Below are 12,428 nucleotides of genomic sequence, written 5' to 3'. Positions count from 1 at the left end.
TCTACTGGGTCAGTTTTCGGTCAGCGGCAACACCACGCCGGACCTGGACGACATCATGCTGCCACACTCGTTGAGCGTGCGCGCCGCGTACCTCGACCAGCACTCGGAAGTCGGCTGCGTCGGCGCCCTGGTGATCTACATCGACAGCGAAGGCCAGGAAACCAAGCGGCAGAACGGCAATCGCATCCGCCAGCTGGACTTCGACTACCTGCTCGGCAACGCCTACGTTTGCGGCGCCCCGGTGTCCCTGTACCGCATGGAGGCCCTGCGCGCAGCCGGCTTCTACGATCCCGAGATCAAGGTGCAGGACTTCCAGATGACCCTGCGCATCGCCAGCCAGGGCTACCAGATCCACAAGCTGCCGGTGCTGGTCACTCGCTACCGGCGCCACCCCGACAACCTGTCGCGGCGCTACAAGGTGCTGCTCGATGCCGACCTGCGCACCATCGAGCCCTACCAGTCGCATCCCGCCTACGAGCGCGGCCGCACGGAACTGGTCAACAAGGCCCTGAAATACGCCGTGGTCGCGGACAAGCGGCATGCCTGGCAACTGCTCCGCTCGCTGCCGCTGCGGCAGTGGAACCGCACCACCTTCCGCCGGTTGAAGCGCTTCCTTCTCCATCACGAGACCACCTGAGCCCCGCGGACTCCAAGGTGGCAAGGTAATTCGATGAAATTCCTGGAAAAACTGAAAAAACGCAAAGAGCGGAAGTACTTCCGTGGCTGGGAAAAGATCTTCAAGGCCCCGGAGAAGATCCGTCTTGCCTACCCACATTACGAGGTCGGCGTGGGCACCTACGGGATCCCGGAGGTCACCGAGTTCGGCGACAAGGCCACCCTAAGGATCGGCGCCTACACCTCGATCGCTGCCGGCGTGAAGATCCTCCTCGGCGGCGAGCACCATACCGACTGGCTCACCACCTACCCCTTCCCGAAGATGATCGATGAGGTCGCCGACATCCCTGACAGCACCACGACCCGCGGCGACGTGGTCATCGGTAGCGACTGTTGGATCTGCACGAACGCGCTGATCCTCTCCGGGGTCACCATCGGGCATGGTGCGGTAGTCGCCGCCGGCGCGGTGGTGACCCGCGACGTGCCGCCATTCGCCATCGTCGGCGGCAACCCGGCCCGGCAGATCCGCTGGCGCTTCGAGGAAGACATCCGCGAAGCCCTGCTGGCTTCGTCCTGGTGGGACTGGCCGGTGGACGAGGTGAAGCAGGTCGCCCGGACCCTGTGCAGTACCGACATGACAGCCTTCCTGCGCTACATCGAGCAACGCAAGGGCTGATTCCCCGGCGGGAACGATCGCCGGTCATGGGCTATACCTCCCCGATACACCTTGGTTTCGAATCGCCGCCCGACAACGGGTAGGCCGGCCGCTTGACGCCCGCGGCCGTTCTTCGAGGGAGCTTGAATGACCGCGCTGCACGACCTTCCGGGAACCCGCCTGCTGGCACTGTTCGCCCGCCGGGAACTCTCGCCCAGCGAGTACTACGAGCATCTGCTGGCCCACATCCAGCGCTGGGAACCGCATCTCAACGCGCTGTATCGCTTCGACCCGCAACGGATTCGCGAACAGGCCGCGGCGGCCACCGAGCGTTGGCGCAAGGGACAGCCCAAAGGCCCGCTGGACGGGCTGCCGGTAACCATCAAGGAGCTGATCGCCACCGCTGGCGAACCTATCCCATTGGGCAGCGCCGCCACCGCCCTGCAACCCGCGCCCTGCGACGCGCCGCCGGCCGCTCGGCTGCGCGAAGCCGGCGCGATCGTCCTGGCCAAGACTACGGTTCCAGACTTCGGCATGCTTTCATCCGGCCTCTCCAGCTTCCACGGAGTCACCCGCAATCCCTGGAACCTGGCCAACAATACCGGCGGCTCCAGTTCGGGCGCGGCAGCGGCGGCCGCCGCCGGCTACGGACCGCTGCACCTGGGCACCGACATCGGCGGCTCGGTGCGACTGCCGGCGGGCTGGTGCGGCCTGGTGGGCTTCAAGCCAAGCCTCGGGCGGATCCCCATCGACCCTTACTACACCGGTCGCTGCGCCGGTCCGATGACCCGCTGCATGGACGACTGCCTGCTGCTGATGCGCTACCTCGCGCAGCCCGACGCCCGCGACGCCACCAGCCTGCCGCCGGAAGTGCTGGACTGGAGCGCCGAGCCGCTGTCGGTGCGCGGCCTGAGGGTCGGCCTGCAACTCGACCCCGGCTGCGGCCTGCAGCCCGACGCGGAAATCCGCGCCGCGATCGAGGCCGCGGCGCGGCTGTTCGAGGAGCACGGCGCCCAGCTCAGGATCGTCGAACCGCTGATGGACCGGAGCCTGCTCGACGGCCTGAACGACTTCTGGCGCGCCCGCCTGTGGAGCGAACTGCTGCTCCTCGACGAGACGCGGCGGGCCAGGGTGCTGCCCTATGTCCACGCCTGGGCCGAGGGCGGCGCACGGGTCAGCGGGGTCGATGCGGTGCGCGGTTTCAACCAGACCTTCGAGATGCGCCGGCGCGCCGCCCGGCTGTTCGGCGAGATCGACCTGCTGCTGACGCCGACCAACCAGGTCGAGGCCTTCCCCGCCGACTGGGCCTCGCCGCTGAACGATCCGCAGCGGCCGTTCGAGCACATCGTCTTCACCGTGCCGTGGAATATGGGCGAACAGCCCGCGCTCTCGATAAACTGCGGCTTCACGGCCGCCGGCATGCCGATCGGCCTGCAACTGGTCGCGCCGCGCTTCGCCGATACCTGGCTGTTGCGCATCGGCAAGACCTACGAAGGCTGGCGCGGTCCGATCCACGGCTGGCCACGGCCGCCGGCTGACTGAAGCCGGCAGCCGCTCGTCGCTCGGCTCCAGGCCTGAGTGTTTCAGTCGTCACTCCGAGAGGGCCTTCGCCATGCGCTCCCCCACCCGTCCCCCGGCGGCCGCCGATCCGGCCAGCCGCCGCAGCGTCTTTGCCGTGGTCCTTGGCAACGCCGTGGAATTCTTCGACTTCGGGGTCTATGCCACCTTCGCGGTGATGATCGGACGGACTTTCTTCCCCTCCGACAGCGCCTTCGTCAGCCTGCTCCTGTCGGTCACCGCGTTCGGCGTCGGCTTCGTCATCCGCCCCCTCGGCGCGATCCTTATCGGCGCCTACGCCGACCGCGCCGGGCGCAAGCCGGCGATGCTCCTTACCCTGTTCCTGATGGCGCTGGGCACCGGCGGCATCGCGGTGCTCCCCGGCTACGACAGCATCGGCCCGGCCGCGCCGCTGCTGCTGGTGTTGACCCGCCTGCTGCAAGGCCTGGCCTGGGGCGGCGAGGCCGGGCCGGCGACCACCTACATCCTCGAGGCGGCACCGCCGCACAAGCGCGGCACCTACGCCTGCTGGCAGGTCGTGGCGCAAGGCATCGCGGCGGTCGCCGCCGGGCTGATGGGCTACCTGCTCACCCTCTGGCTCGACGAGCGCCAACTGCAGGAATGGGGCTGGCGGATTCCCTTCGCGGCCGGCCTGCTGGTCCTGCCGATCGGCCTGTACATCCGCCTCAACCTGGCCGAGACCTTTTCCGGACGCGGCCGCCAGGCCAGCACCCGGAGCCTGCTCGGCGAGTTGTTCGGCAATCATCGGCGGGCCCTGCTGCTCGGCCTGCTGATCCTCTCCGGAAGCACCATCACCCAGTACTTCCTCAACTACATGACCACCTTCGCCCTTACCGAGCTACACCTGCCGGCGGGCATCGCGATGCTCTCGACGCTGGTCGCCGGCGCCGCACTGGCGCTCTCGGCGTTGCTCGGCGGCGTGCTCTGCGACCGCTACGGGCGCCGCGCCGTGCTGATCCTGCCGCGCCTGGCGCTGCTCGCGGTGCTGTTCCCGGCACTGCAGGCAATGACCCGTCACCCCGAGCCGGCAGTCTTCCTCACCGTCCTCGCCCTGCTCTCGGCCCTGCATGGCATGAGCGGCGCGGCGCTGATCGTGCTACTGGTAGAAAGCTTCCCGCGGGCGCTGCGCTCCACCGGTTTTTCCCTGGTCTATGCGACCGGCGTCGCCGCGTTCGGCGGCACCGCGCAGATCGTGGTGACCTGGCTGATCGGCGTCACCGGCAATCCGCTGTCGCCGCTGGGCTACCTGCTGCTGGCCAACCTGGTCTGCCTGGTTGGGGCCTGGCTGGCCCGCGAGACCTGGCCGGGTCGCGGGGACATGGGAGGCGCGCCGCTGGTGCTGCGCGACTGAGAACTTGCGCGGTTCGTTCAAGCGCCGCCGGCCTGTCGCGGGCGACGCTGGGGACCTCATTCATCCGGAGGTCCCACCATGCAGTTCTTCCTGCGCTACGCCTACGCGCCCCTCTTCTGGTCCGGCTTCATCGGCCTGGCGACCTGGCAGGTCGGCTATCGCCAGGCTTCCCACGCCTGGCTGGTCGCCCTGTTCCTCGGGGCGCTCGGCCTGTCCTTTCTCGCCGAACGACGACTGCCCTACCAGCCACGCTGGAACCGGCCGCACGCCGACCGCCTGCGCGATGTCCTGCACGCGTCGGTCAACGAAAGCCTGAACGCACTTGGCATCCTCGCCCTGCCACTGCTGGCCGGAGTCCTGGGCTTCTGGCCGGTGTGGCCGCAGGCCTGGCCGCTGTGGCTGCAACTGCTGCTGGCGATCGTCCTGGCCGATCTCGGCATCACCCTGGTGCACTACGCCAGCCACCGTTCGGCGCTGCTTTGGCGGCTGCACGCGGTGCACCATAGCGTGCAGCGCCTGTACGGTTTCAACGGTCTGATGAAACATCCCCTGCACCTGGTCCTGGAAGCGCTCGGCGGCACCCTGCCGCTGTTGCTGCTCGGCGTGCCGCAGACGGTCGCCGCGCTGCTCGCCTTCGCCATCGGCATCCAGTTGCTGCTGCAACACAGCAACGTCGACATGCGCATCGGCGGGTTACGCCATGTGTTCGCCTGGGCACCGCTGCATCGCCTGCACCACATCCGCTACGGGCGCGCCGGCGACGTCAACTTCGCGCTGTTCTTCAGCGTCTGGGACCGCCTGCTCGGCACCGCCCTCCATCGTCCCGACTACCGCCTGGACAGCACCGACATGGGCATCGGCGACCAGCCTGACTATCCCCGCGACTATGCCGGCCAGTTGCTCGCGCCATTCCGCGACCTGCCACGCAGCAGGCACGTCCCACAGCCGCCGGAAGGATTGGGGCGTTCAGCCGGCCAGGCGTAGGTGCGGCAGCGACAGGCCGGCGCGGATACCGAGCAGGCTGCGTACGCTGCGCGACAGGTGCGCGGCGTCGGCGAAGCCGGCGTGATGGGCCGCCTCGGTCAGGCTGCGCCCCTGCAAGGCCAGGGCGAAGGCCAGGTACAGGCGGCGCCAGAGCACCAGGCGGCGCACCGACAGGCCGACCTGGACGGCGAACAGCCGCTCCAGTTGGCTCAGCGAAAGACTGGCGCTGCGCGCCAGTCTTTCCGCCTCGACCCGCGCCGCGAGTTGCTCGTCGAGCGCCGCCAGGGCCTTTTCGACGCGGCGGTCGAGCCGTCGACGAGGCAGCCGCGCAAGCCGCCCCAGCAACGCCTCGGGCTCGCCGGGAGCGTCCTCGAGAAGCTGATGCAGGTCGTCGCTGTCGAACGCCAGCGGCTCGGCGTACAGCGCCAGCAACGGCTGCGACGCGTCGACGCGATGGGCTTGCAGCGAGGGCACCAGCAAGCGCCGGGCCTCCAGTACCTGGCCAGCGACGCGCACCCGCAGCGGCGTCTCCGCCAGCAGCAACTGGTGGGCATAGTGAGCGTGCTCGCGGGTATCGCCGTTGACCCCGGCGAACAGCGCGTGGTCCCGCGCCAGCCAGACCTCGCCCTGCCAATGCCGCTCCGTCATCGCGTACCTTCCGTCAACCGTTCCGTGGCGAAACGGTGTCGGCTATGGCGACCGCCGTCAAGCCCGCAAGGTCAGCGTCCGAACCAGTCGCGCCGGTCGTCGAAGGCGTGCTCGATCAGATCGAGCAAGGCACGCACCTCCACGCGGTTCTCCGCTTCCGGCTGCACGCTCATCCAGACTTCCCGCCGCATCGGCTCGTCGAAGACCTGCGGCAACGCCGCCAGGTTGCGCTCCAGGCGTCCGGCGTAATGCGGCAGCAGGCCGATGCAGGCGCCCCAGAGGATCGCCTGTAGCAGCAGGTCGTGGCTCTGTACCTCGATCACTCCCGACTGGCGAGCCGCCACCCGCCGGTTCCAGGGTGCCAAGGCGGCGCTGGCGGCCTGGCCGTGGAGCTGCGCCAGCAGGTAGTCGTCCAGCTCGTCCTCGCTGGCCGGCCGCGTGCGCTCGCGCGAATAGCGCTTGCCGATGTGCGGCTGGTACTCCAGCTCGGCGATGCGCGTCGGTGCGGCGAAGTGGCCTTCCATCGCCGGATGCGGCTGCCCCGGATCGGCGATCCAGATGGCGATCTCCGCCGGCCCTGCGCTTTCCGGCCAACCCTCGCGCAACTCGGCGAGGGCTACGCGCAGGTTGGCGTTCTTGCGCAGGTAGCCCCACAGCTCGCGACTGAGCACATCGTGCAGGACGCTTTCGGCCACCGCCAGGCGCACCAGCGGCTGTTGCCGGTGAAGATCGGCGTGGCTCTGGCTGTCCTCGACCAGGCGCTGCCCGGCGGCCTGGACGATGCGGCCCTCGCGGGTCAGCGAGAGGGCGTTGCCCTCATGCACGAACAGATGCAGGCCGAGGCGCTCCTCGAGCCGGGCCAGGGTCTTGCGCAGCAGCGTCGGCTTGACGTCCAGGCTGCGCGCAGCCTGCATGAAACAGCCGCAACGGGCGGTGACCAGGAAGAAATGCACCACCTCCAGGGAGCCGAACAGCTCGTGCCAATAGGCACGGTCGTCGCGTCCCTGCGCGGGCCTGAGCAGTGCCGGGCGCTGCCCGGCGGACTCCGATAGGGCCATGCTTCCTCGCTAGCGTCCAGGCATGAGGCGAATCCGCAGTTCGATCGGCTGCGGCATGTGTTCCGGCGGCGGCAGGCGCAACGAACGGTCCATCAGCGCGCGCCGCAGTTCATTCTCGATCGGCTCGGCGTCGCTGCGCAGGCAAGCGAGACGGACGATCCAGCCGCGTTCGTCGAGCCAGACCCGCAGGTCGATGTCGGTATTCGGCAACTGCCCCGCCGCACGCCGCGACTCCAGGAAGGCCAGCAGCCGCGGCGCGGTTTCGGCATCTTCGCCCAGGCGCTGCTGGACCTGTTCGCCGAGCCATGCGGCGTAGGCGACCCAGAGCCGCTGGCGTTCGTCGCGGAACCGTTCGGGCTCGCCGAACAGCCAACTGCGCAGGTGCCGCCAGCGGCTCGCGCGCGGCCCATGCCTGGCCTCCGGCGTGCCGCCCATCAGTGCAGTTCCGCCAGGGTCTTGCCGAGCAACGCGCCGTCGATGCTCAGGGTAGCGTTGTTCACCAGGCCATCCAGGTAGGCCTTGGCGATCTGCTCCTGGCGTTGCGCGCGCAGGCTTTCGCGCAGGCGACCACGGACCTCGTCGAGGGTGGCGAGGCGAGCGTCGCGACGCTCGGTCAGCTTGACCAGGTGGAAACCGTTGGCGCCCTGGATCGGCTCGGACACCGCGCCGACCTTCAGCCGTTCCAGCGCCGGACGGATCGCCGGCAGCAGTTGCGCCTGCGCCAGCAACCCACCGATGTCGCCGCCGTTGCGGGCGGTCTGCGGGTCGTCGGAATGCTTGCGCGCCAGTTCGGCGAAGTCGCCGTCCGCGGCCTGCCGGTAGAGTTCCTGGGCGCGCTTGCGCGCTTCGGCAAGCCCGCCGGCCGCAGAGGCGGCGATGAAGATCTGGCTGACCCGGTACAGCGCCGGTACAGCCAGTTGCGCCTTGTTCGCCTGGTAGGCGGCCTGCAGTTCGGCATCGCTGGGGTAGTCCTCGGGCACCGTGCTCACCGACTCCAGGTAGGTACGCAGGACGATCTGCCGCGCCGCCGCATCGATCAGCGTCTTCACCTGCGGACGCTGTTGCCAGTCCTGGGCGCTGGCCTGCTCGTAGAGCGCCTTCTCGGCCAGTCGCGCACGCATCCAGCGCTCCAGCGCGTCGCGGTTCTCGCTCAACTGCACGCGGGTTTCCGCCGGCACCTCGGCCAGCAGCACCTTCAGTTCGTCCGGCGCCACCTGCAAGGCGCCGAGGCGGGCCACCGCGGGCTCCGCGGCGGCGCTGGCAGATGGCTTGGCAAGCGCGGCCTGGGCCTGGCCCGCGCCGCCGTCCTCGCGCTGGCCACAGCCGGCGAGAACGGCAAGCGCGAACGCCAGGACACCGCAACGAAATGCCGGCCGCATCGGCTCAGGCCTCGCCATCGACGGGTTGACCGGCATCCTGCGCCATGCCCTGTTGCTCCGCGGCCAGGCGGCTGTAGTCGCGCAGGTAGGCGATGAACTCCTGCAGCAGGCGATCCCACAGTTCGATATGGCTACGCAGGTTGGCCGGGCTGACGCCGCCGGCGACGATCACGTCCATTTCCATCACCAGGAACTCGCCCTGCTGCGACAGGCGGCCGAAGCGCCGGCTGAGATTCCAGCGCTCGGTCAGCCCGGCGGGCAACTCGCCCTGCACGCGCAGGGCGCAGCTGAAGGTGAAGTCGAGGTAGCTCGCCGGCGTCGCTGCCGGATTGCCGAAGCGCACCGCGTAGCCGATTCCCTGGCTGGCGCTGAGCAGTTGCACGACGCCGTTCTGCTCGCTGCGGTTGACCCGGTAGCCGGCCTCCTGCAAGGCCTCGGTCAGGCTGTCGACGGAAAGGTGTTCGATCAGGGTGATGTCGTTCATGTCCGGGTTCCTGGTTTGCTATCGGATTTCACTGGGCGAGCGCCGCCTGGCGGTTCTCGACCTGGGTCTTGTAGAGGTCGTCGCCGAGCTTCTGCGCCATCTCTTCGAATTTCACCCGCGCACCGCTGGCGAACGGTTGGCGGATCTTCATCACCTCGGCGACGCTGACGTTCTCGTAGGCGCCGAGGATCTCCTTGGCCACGCCATACATTTCCCGGTTCTTCGCGGTGCACTGCTGCAACTGCTGGTCGTGCTCGCGGAACGCCAGGTCGAGCTTCTGCCGCTCGGCCTCCTTGGCTCGCGCCATGACCAGCAACTCGTCGTAGGCCTGCTTGTACTTGCCCAGTTGCTCGTTGCTCGCCTCGACCATCTGCCGCGCCCGGTCGTGCAAGCCCTGTTGCTGGGCCGAGAGCTGCTCGGCCTGGCCCTTGGCCCGGGCCAGCTCGGCGCTCAGTTGCTTGACCTGGGCCAGCGCCGCATCGCGCTGGCTTTCCAGCGCGGCTTTCGCCGCGGTGGCCTGGGCCTGTTCGGTCTGCAGCGCCTGGAGTTGCTGGGTGGTGCTGCGCAACTGGGCGCGCAGGCGTTCCTCCAGGCTGTCGGCGTAGGCCGCCTGGCTGGCGTAGGCGGCGAAGGCGGCCCCGGCGAGCAGCGCCTGGGCCCAGATCGGTAATGAGAAAGGTCGCGTGTTCATGGTCTGCCTCTTCATGGTCTGCCTCGAGGAGCGCTCAGAAGCGCGTGTTGACCTCGAGTTGCAGGACGTCGATGGAGAACGGTGCGCCGTAGACCTCGTCGGAGCTGAGCCAGCGCGCGGTACCGTAGACGCGCTTGTCGAAGCCATAGCTGGCGCCGAGGATGTAGCCCTTGGCGTTGGTCCCGCCAAGGTGGAAGGTGGAATCGTTGAAACCGTCCGGCAGGGCATCCGGCTGGATGTACTTGTAGGCGGCGAAGACCTGCCAGTCGCCGGCGTCGCGCATGTCCAGGGCGTTGCCCAGGGTGAACTGGAGCATCCAGGCGTTCGCCCCGCTCTTGATGTCGCCATCGGAGCCGAGGTTGTTGGCGATCTGCGCCACACCGCCGGCGCGCTTGCGCATGTCGCCCTCGTCGTAGCCCAGGTTGTGCACGTAGTTGCCGGCCACCCGCAGCTTGAAGTCGTTGGGCAGCTCGGCATCCCAGCCGAGGTTCAGGTCGAGCAGGTTGAACTCCGAGGCCAGGCCGACGTACTGCGGGTTCGGCGTGTTCGCCGGGTCGGCCGGGTTGGGCACGATGTCGCGCAGGAGGAACACCGTGTTGCCCTTCTGCATGAAGGTCGGACGGCTGCCGTCGGTGTCGCACTCCGGATCTCCGGCCCAGGGCCGGCAGGGGCTGGAACGCCGCCCTTCGATATCGTCGAAGCGGTAGTAGGCCAGCGCGCCGGTAAGGCTGTGCTGCGGGTTGATCTTCCAGGTGGCGCCCAATTGCGCGCCGTACATCCACTTGTTGTCGCTGTCTTCCTTGTCGAAACCGTTCGACGAGGCGGTGTCCGAGCTGTACTCCACGGGGAACGCGCCGACCGTGCCGAACAGCGAGACATCGCGGCTCAGCGGCTGGTTGAAGATCGCCGCCACGCCGTCGAAGTTGAGGTCGTTGGAATACAACAGGTCGGTGGACAGGAACGGATTGGCGATCCGCCCGCCGGTCAGGCTCAGGCGCTCGCTGGGCTTCCAGGTCAGGTAGCCCTGGTCGAGCCAGAGGTCCTTCTTGCCGAAGCCGCCGCCGAGGGTCTGGGTGGTCGACACCGGGTTGTTGTCCGAACCGGTGCCGATGCGGATGCCGGCGCTCCAGCTTTCCGACAGCGCCGCCTTGAGGCCGAAGCGCGCGCGCAGGCGCAGCAGGCTGTCGCGGTCCTCGCGGGTGTTGAGCAGCGGCGGCAGGCCCGAGCTGGTATTCGGGTTGACGTCGTACGGACCGTCGTCGTTGAGTTCGGCGAAGTCGGTGATCTGGTTGCTGTTGCCGTTGCCGAAGGAGCGCGACTCGTAGCGCAGGCGCACGTCGCCGTCGAAACTGATGCGCGAGGCCCAGTCCGGGAAGGCGTTGGGCTGCGCCCAGTTCTCCGCCTTGGCCTGGGTCATTACCTCGGCCTTCACTTCGTCGCGGATCTGGTCGCGCACCACCTGCGGGATATAGGGTACGCGGACCTCCCCGGGGACCGCGGCGACGGCCGCCGCGGGCGCCACGGCCTGGCGCGCCTGCTGGGCCTGCAACGCCTCGGCCTCGGCCTGCCTGACCAGCGCATCGGCCTGTTCCTTCTTCAACACGCCCTGCTGTACCAGCAGGCGGATCAGGTTGATCGTGGCGTTCTCCGAGGGCGCCGGCGGCTGGGCCTGCGCCTGGCCGGCCAGCGCGGCGAGCATGACGCCCATCCCCAGCGCCAGTCGGTTCACTTTCGCGTTCATCTGTGTACGGCTCCTAAGGTCCTTCAAGGCAGTCGCCTGCCGGAAATCGTTCTGGGTTGGCGTCTTCTCATCCCGGCCGCTTGCCCTGCAGGGCGATGCGCACCGGCAGGGTCAGCGAAGCCGGCGGGCGTTCTTCCAGGCGGCCGGCGGCGCGCAGCGCGGCCAGCACCTTCTGGTCGGTCTCGGGGTCGCCGCTGGAGCGGGTCAGTTCGGCCCGGGTGATATCCCCCGAGGAACTCAGCCAGATCTCCGCCTGCAGGCGGAACGCCAGGTTGCGCAGCTCCGGGTTGTCCCGCAGCAGGCGCTGGAAGGCGTAGGCCAGGTACTGGCTATAGCTGGCGTTGCCGGCGCGACCGCCGCCGGAACCGGCCATCCCGCCGCCCTTGCCGGCGCCGATGTTGAAAGCGTCGGAGCCGGACTGGGCGTCGCCATCCATCTGCATCGGGTCGGCCAGGTCGTCGGCCGGCGACGGCGGCGCTTCCTCCTGCGGCTTGACCTCCTCCAGTTCGGGTTGCGGTTCCGGCTCGACGATCTTTTCCTCTTCCACCGGCTGCTCCGGTTCCGGCGGTTTTTCCGGCGGCGGCGGAGGCGGTGGCGGCAGCGGGATGATCGCCGGCACCTTGGGCGCCTCGCGGCGCACGCCGCTCATGTCGTTGGCCCACTCCCAGACCAGCCAGGCGAGGCCGGCGAGCAGCAGCGCGCCGAGGCCCCACTTGAGGTAGCGCAGGGTCGGGTTCGCCGGGCGGCCGTCGATGGACAGCGGCGCGGCATTTTTCGGCTCGGGGGTGTGCTTGGGATCGGCGGACATGTTCATCCCGGGCCTCAGGTCGGTTTGCCGGTGACCAGGCCGACCTGGGACAGCTCCAGGCGGCGCAGCAGGTCGAGGACCTCGATGACCTTCTGGTACTGCACCGTGGCGTCGCCGCGGACCACTACCGGGAAGTCGGGGTTGAGGGCCTTCTCCGTACGCAGGCGGTCCTCGAGCTCGGGCAGGGTCACCGGGTAGGCGTCGAGGAACACCTGGCCGGCGTCGTTCACCGAGATCGCCTTGGTCTTGGGCTGCGACAGCGCCACGGTGGCACTGGCCTTCGGCAGGTTGATCTGGATCCCGGCGACCTGGGCGGTGGCGGTGAGGATGAACATCACCAGCACCACCATCAGCACGTCCACCAGCGGGGTGATGTTGATGCTGTCGACGGCGCCGTCGTCGTCATCGTCGTGGCTGCTGTTCACGGAAGCCATGG

14 protein-coding genes are annotated in these 12,428 nt (G+C 68.7%); 5 read left to right on the top strand and 9 right to left on the bottom strand.

Features of this window, described 5'->3' with window-relative positions; all coding sequences use genetic code 11:
- From migA to HMPREF2924_RS03635, 5 genes are all read left to right on the top strand, one after another.
- Window positions 1-637: alpha-1,6-rhamnosyltransferase (gene migA / locus HMPREF2924_RS03655; protein ID WP_070700351.1), on the top strand; the 637-nt coding region annotated here is incomplete at its 5' end.
- Between the two features lie 33 nt (window positions 638-670).
- On the top strand, window positions 671-1,291 hold the full coding sequence (locus HMPREF2924_RS03650; protein ID WP_003085401.1) for a CatB-related O-acetyltransferase: 621 nt from the start codon (window positions 671-673) through the stop codon (window positions 1,289-1,291).
- A gap of 126 nt (window positions 1,292-1,417) precedes the next feature.
- On the top strand, window positions 1,418-2,812 hold the full coding sequence (locus tag HMPREF2924_RS03645; RefSeq protein WP_003134433.1) for an amidase: 1,395 nt from the start codon (window positions 1,418-1,420) through the stop codon (window positions 2,810-2,812).
- Window positions 2,813-2,882: 70 nt separating this feature from the next.
- Window positions 2,883-4,199, top strand: a complete 1,317-nt coding sequence (locus tag HMPREF2924_RS03640) for a citrate-proton symporter (protein WP_023094978.1) — start codon at window positions 2,883-2,885, stop codon at window positions 4,197-4,199.
- Between the two features lie 78 nt (window positions 4,200-4,277).
- The gene (locus HMPREF2924_RS03635) at window positions 4,278-5,183 is read left to right on the top strand and encodes a sterol desaturase family protein (RefSeq protein WP_003134437.1); all 906 of its coding nucleotides are present in this window, start codon (window positions 4,278-4,280) and stop codon (window positions 5,181-5,183) included.
- Here the strand turns inward: HMPREF2924_RS03635 and HMPREF2924_RS03630 are convergent.
- The 9 genes from HMPREF2924_RS03630 to HMPREF2924_RS03590 all read right to left on the bottom strand — a co-directional run bounded on the left by HMPREF2924_RS03630 (window position 5,166) and on the right by HMPREF2924_RS03590 (window position 12,426).
- Window positions 5,166-5,831 carry a helix-turn-helix transcriptional regulator gene (locus HMPREF2924_RS03630; RefSeq protein WP_023094979.1) on the bottom strand — a complete coding sequence of 222 codons (666 nt, stop codon included), beginning with the start codon at window positions 5,829-5,831 and terminating at the stop codon, window positions 5,166-5,168. The genes HMPREF2924_RS03635 and HMPREF2924_RS03630 overlap by 18 nt on opposite strands.
- 71 nt (window positions 5,832-5,902) lie before the next feature.
- Window positions 5,903-6,889 (bottom strand): LysR family transcriptional regulator, encoded by a 987-nt coding sequence (locus tag HMPREF2924_RS03625; protein ID WP_003085384.1) that lies wholly within the window; start codon window positions 6,887-6,889, stop codon window positions 5,903-5,905.
- Window positions 6,890-6,898: 9 nt separating this feature from the next.
- Window positions 6,899-7,324 (bottom strand): hypothetical protein, encoded by a 426-nt coding sequence (locus HMPREF2924_RS03620; protein WP_003134439.1) that lies wholly within the window; start codon window positions 7,322-7,324, stop codon window positions 6,899-6,901.
- Window positions 7,324-8,268 (bottom strand): peptidylprolyl isomerase, encoded by a 945-nt coding sequence (locus HMPREF2924_RS03615; RefSeq protein WP_003134441.1) that lies wholly within the window; start codon window positions 8,266-8,268, stop codon window positions 7,324-7,326. Before HMPREF2924_RS03615 ends, HMPREF2924_RS03620 begins: the two co-directional genes overlap by 1 nt.
- A gap of 4 nt (window positions 8,269-8,272) precedes the next feature.
- Window positions 8,273-8,752 carry a YbjN domain-containing protein gene (locus tag HMPREF2924_RS03610; protein WP_003098446.1) on the bottom strand — a complete coding sequence of 160 codons (480 nt, stop codon included), beginning with the start codon at window positions 8,750-8,752 and terminating at the stop codon, window positions 8,273-8,275.
- A 28-nt stretch (window positions 8,753-8,780) separates the two neighbouring features.
- Window positions 8,781-9,443, bottom strand: coding sequence for a hypothetical protein (locus HMPREF2924_RS03605; protein WP_003085372.1), 663 nt, complete (start codon window positions 9,441-9,443; stop codon window positions 8,781-8,783).
- A 34-nt stretch (window positions 9,444-9,477) separates the two neighbouring features.
- Window positions 9,478-11,184: a putative porin gene (locus tag HMPREF2924_RS03600; protein WP_003110840.1), complete on the bottom strand. Its 1,707-nt coding sequence runs from the start codon at window positions 11,182-11,184 to the stop codon at window positions 9,478-9,480.
- 67 nt (window positions 11,185-11,251) lie between these two features.
- The gene (locus HMPREF2924_RS03595) at window positions 11,252-11,998 is read right to left on the bottom strand and encodes an energy transducer TonB family protein (protein ID WP_003098450.1); all 747 of its coding nucleotides are present in this window, start codon (window positions 11,996-11,998) and stop codon (window positions 11,252-11,254) included.
- Window positions 11,999-12,006: 8 nt separating this feature from the next.
- On the bottom strand, window positions 12,007-12,426 hold the full coding sequence (locus HMPREF2924_RS03590) for an ExbD/TolR family protein (protein WP_003085366.1): 420 nt from the start codon (window positions 12,424-12,426) through the stop codon (window positions 12,007-12,009).
- Window positions 12,427-12,428 lie beyond the last annotated feature (2 nt).

It is taken from the genome of Pseudomonas sp. HMSC063H08 (assembly GCF_001813645.1).
Taxonomy (GTDB): Bacteria; Pseudomonadota; Gammaproteobacteria; order Pseudomonadales; family Pseudomonadaceae; genus Pseudomonas; species Pseudomonas aeruginosa.
Note: the sequence above shows the minus strand (reverse complement) of the source record. Positions and strands in the feature narration are given on the sequence as shown.

Bases quoted from the DNA above. Each gene is read 5' to 3' on its own strand.
- HMPREF2924_RS03650 (WP_003085401.1), top strand. From the start codon at position 671: ATGAAATTCCTGGAAAAACTGAAAAAACGCAAAGAGCGGAAGTACTTC.
- HMPREF2924_RS03645 (WP_003134433.1), top strand. From the start codon at position 1,418: ATGACCGCGCTGCACGACCTTCCGGGAACCCGCCTGCTGGCACTGTTC.
- HMPREF2924_RS03640 (WP_023094978.1), top strand. From the start codon at position 2,883: ATGCGCTCCCCCACCCGTCCCCCGGCGGCCGCCGATCCGGCCAGCCGC.
- HMPREF2924_RS03635 (WP_003134437.1), top strand. From the start codon at position 4,278: ATGCAGTTCTTCCTGCGCTACGCCTACGCGCCCCTCTTCTGGTCCGGC.
- HMPREF2924_RS03630 (WP_023094979.1), bottom strand. From the start codon at position 5,831: ATGACGGAGCGGCATTGGCAGGGCGAGGTCTGGCTGGCGCGGGACCAC.
- HMPREF2924_RS03625 (WP_003085384.1), bottom strand. From the start codon at position 6,889: ATGGCCCTATCGGAGTCCGCCGGGCAGCGCCCGGCACTGCTCAGGCCC.
- HMPREF2924_RS03620 (WP_003134439.1), bottom strand. From the start codon at position 7,324: ATGGGCGGCACGCCGGAGGCCAGGCATGGGCCGCGCGCGAGCCGCTGG.
- HMPREF2924_RS03615 (WP_003134441.1), bottom strand. From the start codon at position 8,268: ATGCGGCCGGCATTTCGTTGCGGTGTCCTGGCGTTCGCGCTTGCCGTT.
- HMPREF2924_RS03610 (WP_003098446.1), bottom strand. From the start codon at position 8,752: ATGAACGACATCACCCTGATCGAACACCTTTCCGTCGACAGCCTGACC.
- HMPREF2924_RS03605 (WP_003085372.1), bottom strand. From the start codon at position 9,443: ATGAACACGCGACCTTTCTCATTACCGATCTGGGCCCAGGCGCTGCTC.
- HMPREF2924_RS03600 (WP_003110840.1), bottom strand. From the start codon at position 11,184: ATGAACGCGAAAGTGAACCGACTGGCGCTGGGGATGGGCGTCATGCTC.
- HMPREF2924_RS03595 (WP_003098450.1), bottom strand. From the start codon at position 11,998: ATGAACATGTCCGCCGATCCCAAGCACACCCCCGAGCCGAAAAATGCC.
- HMPREF2924_RS03590 (WP_003085366.1), bottom strand. From the start codon at position 12,426: ATGGCTTCCGTGAACAGCAGCCACGACGATGACGACGACGGCGCCGTC.